Source organism: Pseudomonas sp. H2_A10 (assembly GCF_054680085.1).
Window position 1 is genome coordinate 5,885,022 of the sequence record NZ_CP162821.1, and the last position, 19,006, is coordinate 5,904,027.

At 62.1% G+C, this 19,006-nt stretch carries 14 protein-coding genes and 1 pseudogene; 5 read left to right on the forward strand and 10 right to left on the reverse strand.

Annotation, left to right across the window (positions count from 1 at the left end):
• Nucleotides 1–76: 76 nt before the first annotated feature.
• Entirely contained in the window at nucleotides 77–310 is a 234-nt protein-coding gene (locus AB4O23_RS27360) for a hypothetical protein (protein ID WP_017526190.1), read from the reverse strand.
• Nucleotides 311–525: 215 nt separating this feature from the next.
• Here AB4O23_RS27360 and AB4O23_RS27365 point away from each other — a divergent pair, with 215 nt between their 5' ends.
• From AB4O23_RS27365 to AB4O23_RS27385, 5 genes are all read left to right on the forward strand, one after another.
• A complete protein-coding gene (locus AB4O23_RS27365) occupies nucleotides 526–1,692 on the forward strand; it encodes an efflux RND transporter periplasmic adaptor subunit (protein WP_137219968.1) in 1,167 nt (388 codons plus the stop codon).
• Entirely contained in the window at nucleotides 1,689–4,778 is a 3,090-nt protein-coding gene (locus tag AB4O23_RS27370; protein WP_017526188.1) for a multidrug efflux RND transporter permease subunit, read from the forward strand. The genes AB4O23_RS27365 and AB4O23_RS27370 overlap by 4 nt, the downstream gene beginning before the upstream one ends.
• Before the next feature lie 9 nt (nucleotides 4,779–4,787).
• Nucleotides 4,788–5,465: a heavy metal response regulator transcription factor gene (locus AB4O23_RS27375; protein ID WP_017526187.1), complete on the forward strand. Its 678-nt coding sequence runs from the start codon at nucleotides 4,788–4,790 to the stop codon at nucleotides 5,463–5,465.
• Nucleotides 5,455–6,819 (forward strand): heavy metal sensor histidine kinase, encoded by a 1,365-nt coding sequence (locus AB4O23_RS27380; RefSeq protein WP_460061514.1) that lies wholly within the window; start codon nucleotides 5,455–5,457, stop codon nucleotides 6,817–6,819. The genes AB4O23_RS27375 and AB4O23_RS27380 overlap by 11 nt, the downstream gene beginning before the upstream one ends.
• Nucleotides 6,820–6,953: 134 nt before the next feature.
• Entirely contained in the window at nucleotides 6,954–8,447 is a 1,494-nt protein-coding gene (locus AB4O23_RS27385) for a sensor domain-containing diguanylate cyclase (RefSeq protein ID WP_460138561.1), read from the forward strand.
• 91 nt (nucleotides 8,448–8,538) lie between these two features.
• On the opposite strand, the gene lpxC is transcribed toward AB4O23_RS27385, so the two are convergent.
• The 9 genes and pseudogenes from lpxC to murD form a co-directional block, all read right to left on the reverse strand.
• Nucleotides 8,539–9,450 (reverse strand): UDP-3-O-acyl-N-acetylglucosamine deacetylase, encoded by a 912-nt coding sequence (lpxC, locus tag AB4O23_RS27390; protein WP_003171886.1) that lies wholly within the window; start codon nucleotides 9,448–9,450, stop codon nucleotides 8,539–8,541.
• 112 nt (nucleotides 9,451–9,562) lie between these two features.
• Nucleotides 9,563–10,768, reverse strand: coding sequence for a cell division protein FtsZ (ftsZ, locus tag AB4O23_RS27395; RefSeq protein WP_017526184.1), 1,206 nt, complete (start codon nucleotides 10,766–10,768; stop codon nucleotides 9,563–9,565).
• Nucleotides 10,769–10,834: 66 nt separating this feature from the next.
• Nucleotides 10,835–12,097: a cell division protein FtsA gene (ftsA, locus tag AB4O23_RS27400; protein WP_017526183.1), complete on the reverse strand. Its 1,263-nt coding sequence runs from the start codon at nucleotides 12,095–12,097 to the stop codon at nucleotides 10,835–10,837.
• Nucleotides 12,098–12,112: 15 nt separating this feature from the next.
• The gene (locus AB4O23_RS27405; protein WP_017526182.1) at nucleotides 12,113–12,982 is read right to left on the reverse strand and encodes a cell division protein FtsQ/DivIB; all 870 of its coding nucleotides are present in this window, start codon (nucleotides 12,980–12,982) and stop codon (nucleotides 12,113–12,115) included.
• Nucleotides 12,983–12,985: 3 nt separating this feature from the next.
• Nucleotides 12,986–13,942, reverse strand: a complete 957-nt coding sequence (locus tag AB4O23_RS27410) for a D-alanine--D-alanine ligase (RefSeq protein ID WP_017526181.1) — start codon at nucleotides 13,940–13,942, stop codon at nucleotides 12,986–12,988.
• Nucleotides 13,939–15,384 (reverse strand): UDP-N-acetylmuramate--L-alanine ligase, encoded by a 1,446-nt coding sequence (gene murC / locus AB4O23_RS27415; RefSeq protein WP_017526180.1) that lies wholly within the window; start codon nucleotides 15,382–15,384, stop codon nucleotides 13,939–13,941. Before murC ends, AB4O23_RS27410 begins: the two co-directional genes overlap by 4 nt.
• Nucleotides 15,377–16,447: an undecaprenyldiphospho-muramoylpentapeptide beta-N-acetylglucosaminyltransferase gene (gene murG, locus AB4O23_RS27420; protein WP_065877271.1), complete on the reverse strand. Its 1,071-nt coding sequence runs from the start codon at nucleotides 16,445–16,447 to the stop codon at nucleotides 15,377–15,379. Before murG ends, murC begins: the two co-directional genes overlap by 8 nt.
• Nucleotides 16,437–17,660 carry a putative lipid II flippase FtsW gene (ftsW, locus tag AB4O23_RS27425; protein WP_017526178.1) on the reverse strand — a complete coding sequence of 408 codons (1,224 nt, stop codon included), beginning with the start codon at nucleotides 17,658–17,660 and terminating at the stop codon, nucleotides 16,437–16,439. The genes murG and ftsW overlap by 11 nt, the downstream gene beginning before the upstream one ends.
• Nucleotides 17,657–19,004 (reverse strand): annotated as a pseudogene (gene murD, locus AB4O23_RS27430) (UDP-N-acetylmuramoyl-L-alanine--D-glutamate ligase). Before murD ends, ftsW begins: the two are co-directional and overlap by 4 nt.
• Nucleotides 19,005–19,006 lie beyond the last annotated feature (2 nt).

Below are 19,006 nucleotides of genomic sequence, written 5' to 3' on the forward strand. Positions count from 1 at the left end.
ACGGACGTAGGCCTACAATCAGAAATCTCAGCAGGTTTTGTAGGCAAGAGTCGATGCAGCGTACGACTATTTAACCTCAGCGTTTACCCATGGAGCGGCGTGTACCCGGCGGCGCCATGCCCGGCGACTTGGTGTGACCGTTCTTGGCGCCGTTCTTGTACCAAGGCTGGGCCGCCTGCTTGGCGCCAGCCAGTTCACCCGGTTTGAACGGAAACTTGAACGCCGGGATCTCGGCTTTTTCAACGCCATCGGCGCTGGCCGGATCGACGATGTCGGCCGCTTCAACAGGAGGTTGTGTCGGGGAAGTCATGGAGGCTCCGGAGCGTGCAAAAAATGAGGCGGGGCCGACTTGCGGGCCGCACTGGCACGCAGTATACCTGCGCGCTTCGGATCTTTAACCACCGCCTGTACGAATGGTCCAGCGTTTGCTGACAGCGCTGTCAGTTAGTAGTCACCGTGCTGACCGGATCACAGGGTTATAAAGACCGCTCACTCTCCCCATCCTTTGTCCCCGGCGCCTCATCCATGCAGATTCGACCAAAAACCGCCTTGATCGTGGGTGTACTTGTGGTAACGGCGGTTGCGGCATGGGCGCTGAACCGCCCGGCCAAGGCCAAACTGGCGGCGCCCACGGCGACTCCGGTACGGGTGGTGAGCGTGGCGCAACAGGATGTCCCGCGGTTTGTCAGCGGTATCGGCACCGTGTTATCGCTGCACAGCGTGGTGATTCGTCCGCAGGTCGACGGCATCCTCACCCAGTTGCTGGTCAAGGAAGGGCAATGGGTCAAGGCCGGCGACCTCCTGGCCAGAATCGATGATCGCTCGATCCGCGCCAGCCTCGACCAGGCCAGGGCGCAACTGGGTGAGAGCCAGGCACAACTGCAAGTGGCACTGGTCAACCTCAAGCGCTACAAGGAACTGAGCGTGGACGATGGCGTGTCCAGGCAGACCTATGACCAGCAACAAGCCCTGGTCAACCAGTTGAAGGCCACCGCCCAGGGCAACCAGGCGGCGATTGATTCGGCTCAGGTACAGCTTTCCTACACTCAGATTCGCTCGCCGGTCAGTGGCCGCGTCGGCATCCGCAATGTGGATGAAGGTAATTTCCTGCGGACCAGCGATACCCAAGGCCTGTTTTCGGTGACTCAGATCGACCCGATTGCCGTCGAGTTCTCCCTGCCGCAACAGATGCTGCCCACCCTGCAAGGCCTGCTCGCCGCCCCCACCCAAGCCCGTGTCGACGCTTACCTGGGCGCCGACACCGACGGCCGGACCGGCGACTTGCTCGCTGAAGGCCACTTGAGCCTGATCGACAACCAGGTCAGCTCAACCACCGGTACCCTGCGCGCCAAGGCAACGTTCAACAACGCGTCGCAACGCCTGTGGCCGGGGCAACTGGTGACCATCAAGATCCAGACCGCCCTCGACAAAAACGCCCTGGTGGTGCCGCCAACCGTGGTGCAACGCGGCCTGGACTCGCACTTCGTGTACCGGGTCAAAGGCGACAAGGTCGAGGCAGTACCGGTGCAAGTGGCCTATCAAGACAGCGACATCAACATCATCAAAGGGGTACAGGCCGGTGACGTGCTAGTCAGCGATGGCCAGTCGCGGCTCAAGGCCGGCGCGCAAGTGGAGGTGCTCAAAGAGCCGCCGCAATTGATCCAGACGGTCGACGCAAAGGTGCAGCCGTGAGTCGCTCGCCATCGGCATGGTGTGTCGACCACCCGGTCGCCACCCTGCTGCTGACCTTCGCCCTGGTGCTGCTCGGGATGATTGCCTTCCCCCGACTGGCCATCGCGCCACTGCCCGAGGCGGAATTTCCGACCATCCAGGTGACCGCACAATTGCCCGGAGCCAGCCCCGACACCATGGCCTCCTCGGTGGCCACGCCTTTGGAGGTGCAATTCAGCGCCATCCCCGGCGTCACCCAAATGACCTCCAGCAGCGCCTTGGGCTCCAGCCTCTTGACCCTGCAATTTACCCTCAACAAGAGCATCGACACCGCCGCGCAAGAAGTGCAGGCGGCCATCAACACCGCAGCCGGCAAACTGCCCAGCGACATGCCGAGCCTGCCGACCTGGAAGAAGGTCAACCCGGCGGACAGCCCGGTGCTGATCCTCAGCGTCAGCTCCGACAGCATGCCCAGCACCGAACTGAGCGACTACGTGGAAACCCTGCTCGCCCGGCAGATCAGCCAGATCGACGGTGTGGGGCAGATCAACATCACCGGCCAGCAACGCCCGGCGATCCGCGTGCAGGCGTCACCCGATAAACTCGCGGCCATTGGCCTGACGCTCGCCGATGTGCGCCTGGCCATCCAGCAATCGAGCCTCAACCTGGCGAAGGGGGCCATCTACGGCGAGAACAGCGTATCGACGCTCTCGACCAACGATCAGCTGTTTCACCCCGAGGACTACGCCCAACTGATCGTGTCCTACAAAAATGGCGCACCGGTTCAATTGCGCGATATCGCCAAAGTCATCAACGGCTCGGAAAACGCCTACGTACAGGCCTGGTCCGGTGACACGCCGGGGGTCAATCTGGTGATTTCGCGCCAGCCCGGCGCGAATATCGTCGAGACCGTGGACCGCATTCAAGCCGAGTTGCCGCGCCTGCAAGCCATGTTGCCGGCCTCGGTGCAGGTCAGCGTGTTGAGCGACCGCACCAAGACCATCCGCGCGTCCCTGCATGAAGTGGAAGTGACCCTGCTGATCGCGATTCTGCTGGTGGTGGCGGTGATGGCGTTGTTCCTGCGCCAATTGTCGGCGACGCTGATTGTGTCCAGCGTGCTCGGCGTGTCGCTGGTGGCCAGTTTTGCGCTGATGTACCTGATGGGTTTCAGCCTGAATAACCTGACCCTGGTGGCGATCGTCATTGCCGTGGGCTTTGTGGTGGACGATGCCATCGTGGTGGTGGAGAACATCCATCGCCACCTGGAGGCCGGGCTCGACAAGCGCGAAGCGGCGATCAAGGGCGCCGGCGAGATCGGGTTTACCGTGGTCTCCATCAGCTTCTCGCTGGTGGCGGCCTTTATCCCGCTGCTGTTCATGGGCGGCGTGGTCGGGCGCTTGTTCAAGGAATTTGCGTTGACGGCGACCTCGACCATCCTGATTTCGGTGGTGGTCTCGTTGACCCTGGCGCCGACCCTGGCCGCACTGTTCATGCGCGCGCCCACTCACCCCGGCCACGACAAACCCGGCTTCAGCGAACGCCTGCTGGCCGGTTATGCACGCAACCTGCGCCGTGCCCTGGCGCATCAACGCAGCATGGCCGCGCTCTTCATCATGACGTTGGCCCTGGCCGTGGTCGGCTACGTGTTTATCCCCAAGGGTTTCTTTCCGGTGCAAGACACCGGCTTTGTACTCGGCACCAGCGAAGCGGCGGCCGACGTGTCGTACCCGGACATGGTCGCCAAGCACAAAGCCCTGGCCCAGATCATCCAGGACGACCCGGCGGTGCAGGCGTTTTCCCATTCGGTGGGCGTGACCGGCAGCAACCAGACCATCGCCAACGGCCGCTTCTGGATTGCGTTGAAAGATCGCGGTAATCGCGATGTGTCCGCCAGCCAATTCATCGACCGCATCCGTACGAAACTGGCAAAGGTGCCTGGCATCGTGCTGTACCTGCGCGCGGGGCAAGACATCAACCTCAGCTCCGGCCCCAGCCGCGCCCAGTACCAATATGTGCTCAAGAGCAACGACGGCGCGACGCTCAATACCTGGACCCAGCGCCTGACCGAAAAACTGCGCGCCAACCCGGCGTTTCGCGACCTGTCCAACGACCTGCAACTGGGCGGCAGCATCACCCACATCAGCATCGACCGGCAGGCCGCCGCCCGCTTCGGCCTGACCGCCACCGATGTCGACCAGGCCCTTTACGACGCCTTCGGCCAGCGCCAGATCAACGAGTTCCAGACCGAGATCAACCAATACCAGGTGGTGCTGGAACTGGACACCCAACAACGCGGCAAGGCCGAGAGCCTGAACTACTTCTACCTGCGCTCGCCCCTCACCAACGAGATGGTGCCGCTGTCGGCGTTGGCCAAGGTCGACCCGCCCACCGTGGGCCCGTTGTCCATCAGCCATGACGGTATGTTCCCGGCCGCCAACCTGTCGTTCAACCTGGCGCCCGGCGTGGCGTTGGGCGATGCGGTGATCATGCTCAACCAGGCCAAGAACGACATCGGCATGCCGGCCACCCTGATCGGCAACTTCCAGGGCGCGGCCCAGGCGTTCCAGAGTTCGCTGGCCAGCCAGCCGTGGCTGATCCTCGCGGCGCTGGTGGCGGTCTACATTATTTTGGGGGTGTTGTACGAGAGCTTCGTGCACCCGCTGACGATTATTTCCACCTTGCCCTCGGCGGGTTTGGGCGCGCTGATCATGCTGTGGCTGATGGGCCAGGACTTTTCGATCATGGCGCTGATCGGCCTGGTGCTGTTGATCGGCATCGTCAAGAAGAACGGCATCCTGATGATCGACTTCGCCCTGGAAGCCCAGCGCGTGCGCGGGTTGGCGCCGCAGGACGCGATTTATGAAGCCTGCGTGACGCGGTTCCGCCCCATCATCATGACCACGCTCGCCGCCCTGCTCGGCGCGGTGCCGCTGATGCTCGGCAGCGGCCCCGGCGCGGAACTGCGCCAACCGTTGGGCATCGCGGTGGTCGGCGGCCTGCTGGTAAGCCAGGCGCTGACGCTATTCACCACGCCGGTCATATACTTGTACCTCGAAAAATTCTTCCACCGACCCAAACCAACGCTCGCGTTGGCGACCACAGATTGAGGCGGTGTCATGCGCGTCCTGATTGTTGAAGATGAAGAAAAAACCGCCGACTACCTGCACCGTGGCCTGACGGAACAGGGCTACACCGTCGACGTGGCCCGCGAAGGCGTCGAGGGCCTGCACCTGGCGCTGGAAAACGATTACGCGGTAATCGTGCTCGATGTGATGCTGCCCGGCCTCGACGGCTTTGGCGTGCTGCGAGCCTTGCGCGCGCGCAAGCAGACGCCGGTGATCATGCTCACCGCCCGTGAACGCGTGGAAGACCGCATTCGCGGCCTGCGCGAAGGCGCCGACGATTACCTGGGCAAGCCATTTTCGTTCCTGGAGCTGGTGGCGCGCCTGCAAGCCCTGACCCGGCGCAGTGGCGGCCACGAGCCGGTGCAAGTCACGGTTGCCGACTTGTGGATCGACTTGATCAGCCGCAAGGCCAGCCGCAACGGCGTGCGCCTGGACCTGACCGCCAAAGAGTTTTCGCTGCTCAGCGTACTGGCGCGGCGCCAGGGCGAAATCCTGTCGAAAACGGCGATTGCAGAGATGGTCTGGGACATCAATTTCGACAGCGACGCCAACGTGGTCGAAGTCGCGATCAAGCGCCTGCGCGCCAAGCTGGACGGGCCGTTCGAACATAAGCTGCTGCACACCATCCGCGGCATGGGCTACGTGCTGGAGAACCGCAGTGTCAACTAACTCCATCGCCCTGCGCCTGAGCGGCATGTTCACCTTGGTGGCGCTGCTGATCTTTGTGTTGATCGGCGGCGCGCTCTATCAACAGGTGGACCGTGGCCTCGGCCTGTTGCCGGGGGCGGAGTTGGACGCGCGCTACAGCGTGCTGGAGTCATCGGTCAATCGCTTCGGCACGCCCGAGCATTGGCTGAAGATCAAGGCCAAGCTCAAGCTGCTGGGGGAGGAAGACAAGCGTATCCGTTTCTGGGTGGTCAGCACTGACCCGAGCTACGAATACGGTGAGCCGGACGCGCAGATCCGAGCCTTCGCCCAAGGCGCCACGGGTAAACGCGACTTGCACCTGCCCGGCTACGCTTACCCCTTCAAAGTGCTGGTAAGCCAGTTCCCGGCCAAGGAGCAACGCCCGCCACTGCGCTTCATGATTGCCATCGACACCGAAAATTTCCGCGCGACCCAACATCACTTACTGGTGGCGCTGGTCAGCCTGGCGTTGGTCGGCGTGGTGCTGGCGGCGCTGCTGGGCTTCTGGGTCTCGCGCCTCGGTCTCAAGCCGCTGGAAAAACTGTCCGAGGAAGCGCAAAAACTTGCGCCGCCCAAACTCTCCGGGCGCCTGCAACTGTCGCCATTGCCGCCGGAGCTCAAGCAATTCGTCAACTCGTTCAACGCCACCCTCGACCGCGTCGAGCAGGCGTATTCGCGCCTTGAGTCGTTCAATGCCGACGTGGCCCATGAACTGCGCTCGCCATTGACCAACCTGATCGGCCAGACCCAAGTGGCGCTGACGCGTGGGCGGTCCGCCGAGCATTACCTGGAGGTGCTGGAATCCAACCTGGAAGAGCTGGAACGCCTGCGCTCGATTATCAACGACATGTTGTTTCTGGCCAGCGCCGACCAGGGCACCAAGGCCACCAAACTGATCGAAAGCTCCCTGGCCGATGAAGTGGCAACTACCCTCGACTATTTGGACTTCATCCTTGAGGACGCCCAGGTGCAGGTGCAGGTCAAGGGCGATGCGCAGGTACAGATCGAAAAAGCCCACCTGCGCCGTGCGCTGATCAACCTGCTGAGCAATGCGGTGCAGCACACCGCGCCGGGGCAGGTCATCGAAGTCAACATCGACGTGCGAGACCGTCAGGTAGCCATCGGCGTGACCAACCCTGGCGAGGCGATTGCCAGCGAGCACCTGCCGCGGCTGTTCGAGCGTTTCTATCGGGTGGACGCCTCGCGCAGTAACAGCGGCGCCAATCACGGGCTGGGCCTGGCCATCGTCAAGGCGATTGCGCTGATGCATGGCGGCGATGTGTTCGTACACAGCGACAGCCACGGCAATACCTTTGGCATTACGCTGCCGGCCTGATCAACTCGCCCTTCATAGTGGGTCGTCTATCCGTCAGCGGTGTTTTAAGGCGCCGATCTTTCTTTTTAACCCGCTATTTAATTTTCGTCGGGTAGAACTAAACTGCCAGCATTCACACCGCTGAAGTCCGCCCGATGAGTCAACGCCGTCGTCATCCCCGCACTGCACACCCCGAGCTGCTATTGATTCTGGGCAGCGGCCTGACCGTCGTCCTGATCGTGGTGATCGTGGCGGCGTTGTTGATCCGCGAACATGCCAGCACCTTGCAAGCGGCCACGCGCGCGACCACCAACATCGCCCAGTTGATCAATGCCGATGTGTTGCGCAACGTCGAACTCTACGACCTGGCGCTCAAAGGGCTGATCGCCGCCAAACAACGCGAAGACCTGGCCCAGGTGACGCCGAGCATTCAACACCTGGTGCAATTTGATTTATCCACCGCCGCGCCGTTCAAAGGCGAAGTGTTGCTGCTGGACGCCGATGGCACTGTCATCGCCGACTCTTCGACCCTGCACCCCACGCCCCGTAACTTCGCCGACCGTGACTATTTCCAGGTGCATGTGAGAGAGCCGCAGACCGGCTTGTTCATCAGTCGGCCGTTCAAGATTGATTGCGACTGCGAGCAGGTATGGCGCATGGCATTCAGCCGGCGCGTATCAGGCCCCAACGGTGAGTTTATCGGCGTTGCGGTGGCAACCATGCGCCTGGCGTATTTCGATCAGTTGTTCAGCACCCTCACGATCGGCAACAGCAGCAGCGTCAACCTGCTCAACAACAGGGGCATCCTGCTGGCCCAGCAGCCACTGCTCGAACGCGACATGATCGACAAGGACTTGAGCGATCGACCGAATTTCAAACGCATTCTGCGCGAAGGCATGGGCAGCTTTCAGGCGATCTCGGCCATCAGCGGCAAGGAGCGCCTGTACACCTTCACCAACGTTGGCGAGCTGCCGCTGATCGTGGTGGTGGCCTTGTCCAGTGACGATGTTTTCGCCCCCTGGAGACGTGCGGCCCTGCTGACCAGCGGCGCGACCGGCATCCTCTGTATCGGCTTGCTATGGCTTACCTGGATGTTGCGTCGCGAACTGCGGCGCCGCTTTCGCGCCGAACGGGTGCTGTCAGAACTGGCAGCCACCGACGCCCTGACCGACCTGGCCAATCGTCGCACCCTGGATGAGCGCCTGCGCCTGGAATGGGACCGCGCCCAACGCTCGACGGAGCCGCTGACGCTGCTGATGATCGACGTAGACCACTTCAAAGCGTTCAACGATCGTCATGGCCATCAAGGTGGCGACGAAGCCTTGCGCACAGTTGCCCAGGTGATCGGCAGCAACATCCGCCGACCTGCCGACCTGGCGGCGCGGTATGGCGGGGAAGAGTTTGCGGTGGTGTTGCCGAACACCGATGCCAAGGGCGCCTGGCTGATTGCCGAACATATTCGCAGCAGCGTCGAGCATTTGCCGCGGGTGGCCGGGGATCAACGCCCCATTACCGTGAGTATTGGCATGAGCACTTGGCACAAGCGTAGTGGCACGCCATTGGAGGCTTTGCTGCTCAGCGCCGATCAGGCCTTGTACGAGGCCAAACACACGGGGCGCAATCGGATCGTGGATGCGGACGGGCTCTAACCCGGCTTCGCAAACGTGCTCACATAAAAATGGATATAAAAAAAGGCCACCCGAAGGCAGCCTTTAAAAACTAAAGAAAGAGAGTTGTTACTTACACCGCCGCAACGGGACGCATGTAAGAGATCGGTGCGGTGCTGGCATCTTCGAAGGTCACGACTTCCCAAGCGTCTGTCTGCTCAATCAACTTGCGCAGCAGCTGGTTGTTAAGGGCGTGGCCCGACTTGAAGCCTTTGAACTCGCCTATCAGGCTATTGCCCAGCAGGTAGAGGTCACCGATTGCATCGAGGATCTTGTGCTTCACGAATTCGTCTTCGTAGCGAAGGCCGTCTTCGTTCAGTACACCATCCGCGTCGACCACAATGGCGTTTTCAACGCTGCCGCCGAGTGCGAGGTTGTGCTTGCGCAGGTACTCGATGTCACTCATGAAACCAAAGGTGCGGGCGCGGCTGACTTCTTTTACGAACGAAGTGCTGGAAAAATCCACGCTTGCACTTTGGGTGCGGTCACGGAATACCGGGTGATCGAAATCGATCTCAAAGCTCACTTTAAAGCCTTCGAACGGGACGAAGGTGGCGCGCTTGTCGCCGTCTTCTACTGTCACTTCCCGCAGAATGCGAATGAACTTCTTGGCTGCGTCCTGTTCTTCCAGGCCGGCAGATTGAATCAAGAATACGAAGGGTCCAGCGCTGCCATCCATGATAGGGACTTCGGACGCGGAGAGCTCGACGTAGGCGTTATCGATGCCCAAACCGGCCATGGCCGAGAGCAAGTGCTCCACCGTGTCCACTTTGACGTCACCGTTGACCAACGTGGTCGACATAGTGGTTTCGCCAACGTTTTCCGCGCGAGCAGGAATCTGCACCACAGGGTCCAGGTCGGCACGCACAAACACGATGCCGGTGTCGACAGGTGCGGGCTTGAGGGTCAGGTAGACCTTCTCACCGGAGTGCAGACCTACACCTGTGGCACGAATAATATTCTTCAGGGTGCGTTGTTTAATCATGGCTTGGACCGCTTCAGCGCAAATTGCGAACTGGTATCAACAAAGGCTGGCGATAATAGCAGACCAGACCTTTGCTGAACACCAATCACCTTCATAGCCCTGATACATTCCATCAATCGGCCTGACGACGCAGGAATGCCGGGATGTCCAGGTAGTCCAGATCATCTTGCGGATTCGGGCTACGCGAGGCAGCAGCACCGGCCTGGGCCTGGTTGCGCATCACGGTCGGACGGTCCAGATCACGGTAGTTGACCGACGGCAGTTCCTGGCGCGAAGGCGCTGGGGCGGCAGCCGCTTGGCTCGCGTGGCTGGCTTGGCTGTTATGCAGCGTGTTGTCGATGACCTTCACAGGCTTCTCGATTTTTGCGCCCAGACCGGTTGCAACCACGGTCACGTGCAGCTCGTCGCGCATGTCCGGGTCGATGACGGTACCGACTTTGACCATGGCGTGCTCGGAAGCGAACGCTTCGATGATGCTACCCACGTCGGAGTACTCACCCAGGGACAGGTCGGGACCTGCGGTGATATTCACCAGGATGCCGCGTGCGCCTTGCAGGTTCACGTCTTCGAGCAGCGGGTTGCGGATGGCCGCTTCGGTGGCTTCACGCGCACGGTTAGGACCGCTGGCGCAGCCGGTGCCCATCATCGCCATGCCCATTTCGCTCATCACGGTACGGACGTCGGCAAAGTCGACGTTGATCATGCCTGGGCGCTTGATGATATCGGAGATACCGCGAACGGCACCGGCCAGTACATCGTCAGCCTTGGCGAATGCGGACAGCAAGCTTGCGTCCTTGCCCAGGATGGTCAGCAGCTTCTCGTTGGGAATGGTGATCAACGAGTCGACGCTTTCAGACAGCAGACGGATGCCTTCGTCGGCGATCTGCATGCGCTTGCGACCTTCGAACGGGAACGGACGGGTCACGACAGCAACCGTCAGGATCCCCATTTCCTTGGCCACTTCGGCAATGATCGGCGCAGCACCGGTACCGGTACCGCCGCCCATGCCGGTGGTGATGAACACCATGTTGGTGCCTTGCAGCACTTCGGCAATACGCTCGCGGTCTTCCAGGGCGGCTTGACGGCCGACTTCCGGATTGGCGCCGGCGCCGAGGCCCTTGGTCACGGCTGTGCCCAATTGCAGGATGGTCCGCGCGCCGATGCTTTTCAGCGCCTGGGCATCAGTGTTGGCGCAGATGAATTCAACGCCTTCAATGTTGCTCTTGACCATGTGGTTGACAGCGTTGCCGCCGCCACCGCCGACACCGATTACTTTGATAACCGGGCTAGCGGGGATGTTGTCTACGAGTTCAAACATGTTCCCTCTCCTTTCGTTTTCTCTAGTTTTTTCGCCTACTGCTTACTGCGGTGTTGCGGTAAATCTTTAGAAATTGCCTTTGACCCATGCCTGCAGCCGCTCCAACAACGGCGCTTTCGCCTCGTCGTCACTGCGGTAGCTGTCACGGTTGCTCGGGCCCGACAGGGAAATGCCGTCGGTCTGCTTTTGCAGCCCGTACAACAGCAAGCCCACACCGGTGGAATAAATCGGGTTGCGCACCACGTCGCCCAGGCCTTTGACACCATGGGGCACGCCCAGGCGTACCGGCATGTGGAAGATTTCCTCGGCCAGCTCGACCGCGCCTTCCATCTTCGAGGTACCACCGGTCAGCACGATGCCGGCCGGGATCAGGTCTTCGTAGCCGCTGCGACGCAGTTCAGCCTGGATCAGCGTGAACAGTTCGTCGTAGCGCGGCTCGACCACTTCGGCCAGGGCCTGGCGCGACAGCTCGCGCGGCGGACGATCGCCCACGCTCGGCACCTTGATGGTTTCACCGGCACCGGCCAGCTTGGCCAGGGCACAGGCGTAGCGAATCTTGATTTCTTCGGCGTACTGGGTCGGCGTGCGCAACGCCATGGCGATGTCGTTGGTCACCTGGTCGCCGGCAATCGGTATCACGGCGGTGTGACGGATCGCACCTTCGGTGAAGATCGCGATGTCGGTGGTGCCGCCGCCGATGTCCACCAGGCACACGCCCAGTTCTTTTTCGTCGTCGGTCAGTACCGAGTAGGCCGAGGCCAGTTGCTCGAGAATGATGTCGTCGATTTCCAGGCCGCAGCGGCGCACGCATTTTTCAATGTTCTGTGCGGCGTTGACGGCGCAGGTCACCACATGGACCTTGGCTTCCAGGCGCACGCCCGACATACCCAGGGGCTCGCGAACGCCTTCCTGGTTATCGATCACGTAATCCTGCGGCAAGGTATGCAGTACGCGCTGATCGGCCGGGATCGCCACGGCCTGGGCAGCGTCGAGGACGCGCTCAAGGTCGGCCGAACTGACTTCGCGGTCGCGGATCGCCACGATGCCGTGGGAGTTCAGGCTGCGGATATGGTTGCCCGCCACGCCGACGAACGCCGAGTGGATCCGGCAACCGGCCATCAGCTGCGCTTCTTCGATGGCGCGCTGGATCGATTGCACGGTGGACTCGATGTTCACCACCACGCCCTTCTTCAGGCCCCGGGACGGATGCGTGCCAATACCGACGATTTCGATCGTGCCGTCTTCCCCGACCTCGCCCACCAGCGCCACCACCTTGGAGGTGCCGATATCGAGACCGACGATCATTTTGCCGCTTTGCACGTTTGCCATGGGTCCTGCCTCTTCTTAATTCTTCGCGACAGCGGGTTGCGCTGCCGTGGGCGCAGCCGGTTCACGCCAGCCGACGGCAAGGCCGTTGGCGTAACGCAGGTCGACGCTCGCAATGTTCGTAATCTGTTCTTTCAAGGTCTTGTCATAGATGGCGATGAAACGGCGCATCTTTTCCACCAAGCGGTCGCGTCCCAGCAACAACTGGATACCCGGGCCGGAACTGCCTGCCCCGGTCGTCAAAAACCAGCTGCCCCGTTCACGCAGTTCCAGGCGTGCAATGGAGAAGCCCAGTGGCCGCAGCATCTGGCTCAGGGCCTGGTACTGCTGCATCACTTGCTGCTGCGCCCGCTGCGGCCCGAACAGCTGCGGCAGGTGCTCGTAGTTGGCCAGCTCACGCGGGGTGAACGCCTGGCCCTGGTTATTCAACAGCGCCTCGTCACCCCAACGGGCCACGGGCAGTTGTTCTTCCAGGCGGATCGTCACTTGGTCCGGCCATACGCGGCGGACCTCGGCGTGGGCGATCCACGGCATCTGTTCCAGCTCAGCGCGCATGCCGGCCAGGTCGATGGTGAAGAAACTCGACGCCAGGAACGGGCCGATACGCTGCTGCACCGCCTGTTGGCTGATGTAACTCAAGTCCCCCTGCACGCTGATCTTGGTGATCGGCCGGTCGGCATACGGCAACAGGCGCTGTGCGCCTTCGTACGTGCCAAAGCCCAACACCACCAGCATCACCGGCCAGAACAGCGCCTTGAGGAAACCAAAGTTGGCTTTCGGCAGGCGCGCCGACATCGGCTCTTTAGCCACCATTCGACTGGCACCCCGGGGCACCGGTTTGCGGCTCGGTGCTTGAGGGGGCTGATGACGAAGCGATGCGCCTTTCATGTCTTAGCCTCTGGGCTCAATACTGTCGGCCAGGATCGCCAGCACCAACTGCTGGAAATCCAGACCGGCGGCACGGGCGGCCATGGGTACCAGGCTGTGGTCGGTCATGCCCGGCGCAGTGTTGACTTCCAGGAACCAGAAATTCCCTTGGTCGTCCTGCATCACGTCTGCCCGCGCCCAACCGGCGATACCCAGCGCCTCACAGGCTTTCGCCGTGAGGTCCATCAATTGCTGTTCCTTGGTTGCGTCAAGGCCACATGGGATCCGGTACTGGGTATCGGAAGCCACATACTTGGCGTCGTAGTCGTAAAACGTGTGGGGCGTGCCCAATGCGATAGGCGGCAATACCTGGCCACGCAGGGTGGCGATGGTGTACTCGGGACCCTGGATCCACTGTTCCACCAACACTTGCGAATCGTAGGTACTTGCCGCTTTCCATGCGTCGATCAATTCGGCGGCCGAGTTCACTTTGGCCATGCCGATACTGGAGCCTTCATGGGCAGGTTTGACGATCAAAGGCAGGCCCAGTTCCTTGGCTGCGCAAATACAATCGTCTTCGCTGCACAGCACGCTGTGACGCGGGGTTGGAATACCCAGGCTGTGCCACACCTGCTTGGTGCGCAATTTGTCCATCGCCAATGCCGAGGCGAGGATGCCGCTGCCGGTGTAAGGGATGCCGGCGCATTCCAGCAGGCCTTGCATGCTGCCGTCTTCACCGCCACGGCCGTGAAGAATGATAAAGGCGCGGTCGATCTTCTCGGCCTGCAAGCGCGCGAGGAAGTCATCGCCCACGTCGATGCCGAACGCGTTCACACCGGCGCTTTGCAGCGCTTGGAGCACGGCATTGCCGGACTTGAGCGACACTTCACGTTCGGCGCTCTTGCCGCCGAACAGCACGGCCACGCGACCGAAGTCGGCAGGCGTAACCGTTGAGAACAGGGAGGCGTAGTCAGTGATCATTTCGACTTCCCCTTCGCCGCGACAAACAGCGGGCTCGCCAACAGCTTCGGCGCAAGGCCGCCGATATCACCGGCCCCCTGGCACAGCAGGATGTCACCGGCGCGCAGCAGCGGCTTGACGATCGGCGCCAGGTCCACACCGCGCTCGATGTAGATCGGGTCCAACTGGCCACGCTGACGGATGCTGTTGCACAGCTTGCGGCTGTCGGCGCCCGGGATCGGTTCTTCACCGGCCGGGTAGACTTCCATCAACAGCAGCACGTTGGCATCGGCCAGTACATTGACGAAGTCGTCGTACAGGTCGCGGGTACGGCTGTAGCGGTGCGGCTGGTACACCATGACCAGGCGACGCTCCGGCCAGCCACCCCGCACGGCCTTGATCACCGCGGCGACTTCGGTCGGGTGGTGACCGTAGTCATCCACCAGCATCACGTCACCGCCGTCTACCGGCAACTGGCCGTAGACCTGGAAGCGACGGCCCACGCCGGCAAAACGCGACAGGCCTTCGACGATGGCTTCGTCGCTGACGCCTTCATCGGAGGCGATGCAGATGGTCGCCAGGGAGTTCAATACGTTGTGGTTGCCCGGCATGTTCACCGACACATCCAACGGCTCGCGATCAGGGCGCAGCACGGTAAAGAAGGTTTGCATGCCTTCCTGGCGTACATTGATCGCGCGCACGTCGGCGTCTTCGCTGAAGCCGTAGGTCACGGTCGGACGCTTGACCTGTGGCAGGATCTCACGCACCACCGGGTCGTCCAGGCACACCACCGCCAAACCGTAGAACGGCAGGTTGTGCAGGAACTCGACGAAGGTTTTCTTCAACTTGTTGAAGTCACCGTCGTAGGTAGCCATGTGGTCTTCGTCGATGTTGGTCACCACGGCGACCAGCGGTTGCAGGTGCAGGAAGCTCGCGTCGCTTTCATCGGCTTCGGCGATCAGGTAACGGCTGGTGCCGAGCTGGGCGTTGGTGCCGGCTGCATTCAGGCGGCCACCGATCACGAAGGTCGGGTCCAGGCCACCGGCGGCGAACACCGAGGCGATCAGGCTGGTGGTGGTGGTCTTGCCGTGGGTGCCGGCGACGGCGATGCCGTGGCGATAGCGCATCAGCTCGGCGAGCATCTCGGCGCGTGGCACCACGGGAATACGGCGTTCAAGGGCGGTGGCCACTTCCGGGTTGGAGGTGTTCACGGCACTGGACACTACCAGCACGTCGGCCTCGGCGGCGTTCTCGGAACGGTGGCCGATAAAGATCTGCGCGCCAAAGGACTTCAGGCGCTCGGTGACCGGCGACTCTTTCAAGTCCGAGCCGGATACCTGGTAGCCCAGGTTCAGCAGGACTTCGGCAATACCGCACATGCCCACGCCGCCGATACCGACGAAGTGGATGCGACGGATGCGGCGCATCTCGGGTTGCGGCATGGCTTTCTGATTCTCAACCATGGGCCACCTCCAGGCAGATATCGACCACGGTGCGGGTTGCGTCAGGTTTGGCCAGGCGGCTTGCGGTGCTCGCCATGCTGTTGAGTCGTTCGGGTTGCATCAAAACCTCAGTCAGGCGTGCGGCCAAATCGGCCGCGCCAGTCGTTCTTTGCGGCAGCAGGAAGGCAGCGCCCTCCCCGGCCAAATATTCGGCGTTGCGGGTCTGGTGATCGTCAATCGCATGGGGCAAAGGCACCAGCAAGGACGGCAGACCGGCGGCGGCCAGTTCACTGACGGTCAGCGCACCAGCGCGACAGACCACCAGGTCGGCCCAGCCATAGGCATGGGCCATGTCTTTGATGAAAGGCTGTACGTTCGCCTCGACACCGGCCTCGCGGTAGCGCGTGGCGGTCACTTCATCGTGGTTCTTGCCGGCCTGATGGAAGATCTCCGGGCGCAACTGTTCCGGCAGTTGCGCCACCGCTTCCGGCAGCAGCTTGTTCAATGGCTCGGCGCCCAGGCTTCCGCCCAGGATCAGCAAATGCGCCTTGCGCCCGGCCAATGCCTGACGCGCGATGTCCATAAACAGTTCGGTGCGCACCGGGTTGCCGGTGGTACGCCGCTTGCTCGATGCTCCAAAAGTGTTCGGGAACGCTTCGCACACCCGCGCGGCCAAGGGCACCAGCAACCGGTTGGCGGTACCGGCGACGGCATTTTGTTCGTGCACGATCACCGGCACGCCGGCGAGCTTGGCGGCCACACCGCCAGGCCCCGTCACATAACCGCCAAAACCGAGCACACACACCGGCTGCAATTCACGGATGATTTTGCGCGCCTGCCACACCGCCTTGAGCAACACAAACGGCGCCTTGAGCAGGGACAATTTGCCCTTGCCGCGCAGGCCGGTGACGTTGATCAGATGCAGCGGCAAACCGGCAGTGGGCACCAATTCGTTTTCGATGCCGCGCGGCGTACCCAACCAATGCACGGTGTAGCCACGGTTCTGGAATTCCCGCGCGCAAGCCAGGGCCGGGAACACGTGGCCCCCGGTGCCGCCCGCCATGATCAGCACATTAGCGCCCATGGGTCGGCTCCTCGGCGAAGTCGCTTTCGCTGAACTCCATGTCTTCGCTGCCCAGGTGGGTTCGACTCTCCCACTCGATGCGCAGCAACAAGCCCAGGCAGGCGCAGCAAATCACCAACGAACTGCCGCCATAACTGAGGAACGGCAAGGTCAGGCCCTTGGTCGGCAGCAAGCCGACGTTCACCCCGATGTTGATCAGGAACTGGCCGATCCACAGGAACGACAAGCCGTACGCCACGTAAGCGGCGAAATATTGTTTGGCCCTCTCGGCCCACAAGCCGATGTACATGCCGCGTACACACACGAACACGAACAGCGCGACGGTGCACAGCGAACCCACCACGCCCAGCTCTTCGGCGAGTACCGAAAACACGAAGTCGGTATGCGCTTCGGGCAGGTAGAACTGCTTCTGCACGCTGTTGCCCAGGCCCACGCCCAGCCACTCGCCGCGACCAAAGGCGATCAACGCCTGGGTTAATTGGTAGCCGGAGCCGAACTGGTCGGACCAGGGGTCGGTAAAGGTAATCAGACGCGCCATTCGATAGGGCTGCGCCTGCACCAGGATGGTCACGGCGGCCACGGCCAGCACCACCATCAAACTGAAGCGGAACAGGCCCACGCCGCCCAGGAACAGCATCGCCGCCGCCGCCCCCATCATCACGACGGTGGCGCCGAAGTCCGGTTCCATCAGCAACAGGCCGGCCATGGGCAGCAGCACGATGAACGGCTTGAAGAAGCCCATCCAGCTTTCGCGCACTTCTTTCTGGCGGCGGACGAGGTAGCCGGCGAGGTAGATCACCACGAACACCTTGGCGATCTCCGACGGCTGCACGTTGAACGCACCGAAGCCGATCCAGCGCATCGAACCGTTCACCTCGCGGCCGATGCCCGGCAGGATCACCATGATCAGCAAGCCGAAGGCACCGATCAGCATCAGCCAACCCAGGCGTTGCCAGGTGGCGATGGGGATCATCATGGTCACGATGCACGCGCCCAGGCCGATGATCAGGTACACCAAGTGCCGGATCATCATGTAAAGGGTGTTGCCCGACTGTACGGCCGCCACTTCGGAAGAAGCCGAGGTGATCATCACCAGGCCCAGGCCCAGCAACGCGAGGCAACCGGCGAGCATCGGGAAATCGAGGTCAATGCCGCGCCCCGTGATGATCGGCGACGGGTAAGGCTTGATGATATTTCTGAAATCGATGCTCATGCCAAGCCCTCCACGGCGCGAGCGAACAACTGGCCGCGCTCTTCGTAGTTCTTGAACATGTCGAAACTGGCGCACGCCGGCGACAGCAGCACCGCATCGCCCGGCTGGGCCAGGGCCTGGCACTGGGCGATGGCATCGTCCAGGGACGTGGCGCGCACGTGCGGCACCGCATCACCCAGGGCAGCGGCGATCAAATCGGCATCGCGGCCCATCAACACCACGGCTCGGCAATGCGCGGCCACCGGTGCCTTGAGGTCTTTGAAATCAGCGCCCTTGCCGTCGCCACCGGCGATCAGCACCAGCTTGCCGTCGATATCGGCGCCAAGGCCTTCAATGGCGGCCAATGCGGCGCCCACGTTGGTGGCCTTGGAGTCGTTGTAATAGCTGACGCCATTGAGGTCGCGCACCCATTGGCAGCGATGTTCCAGGCCGCCGAAGGTGCGCAGGCTCGCGAGCATGGCGTCGAACGGCAGGCCCACGGCATGCCCCAGCGCCAAGGCGGCCAGAGCGTTGGATTGGTTATGGGCGCCGCGGATTTTCAGCTCGCGCACCGGCATCAGGTTCTGGAACTCGAAGGCCAGGTATTTCTCGCCGTTCTCTTCGCGGATGCCGAAGGCCTTGAAGTCGGGTTTGCCCAGGCCGAAGGTCCAGCAGGGCATGCCCTCGCCGATCAGCGGACGACTCAGGGCATCCTGGCGGTTGACCACAAACTGCTTGGCGCCGCGGAAGATCCGGTGCTTGGCCAGGTGATACGCGGGCAGGCCACTGTAACGGTCCATGTGGTCTTCGCTGACGTTCAACACCGTCGCGACTTCGGCGCCCAGGTCGTGGGTGGTTTCCAGTTGGAAACTCGACAGCTCCATTACATACAACTCGATGTCGTCGCTGAGCAGATCCAGCGCCGGCGTGCCGAGGTTACCGCCCACGGCCACGCGCTTGCCGGCCGCCATCGCCATGTCGCCGACCAGGGTGGTCACGGTGCTTTTGGCGTTGGAACCGCTGATGGCCACGATCGGTGCCTTCGCGTGGCGCGCGAACAGGTCGATATCGCCGGACAGCTTCACGCCACGCGCCGCTGCTGCTTGCAGGGCCGGTGTCGCCAGGGCCGAGGCCAGGGCTCACGTAAAGCTCATCGGCGCGGCACAGAAACTCGACATCCAACTCGCCACAACGCACTTCCACGTGCGGGTAGTCACGGCGCAGCGTGACCAGCTCCGGTGGATTTTCCCGCGTGTCGGCCACGGCAAACGACGTGCCCCGGTTCGCCAGGAAGCGAACCAGGGACATGCCGCTCTTGCCGAGGCCGACAACGATGCGGAAGTGGTCTGAAGCGATCAGGGACACTC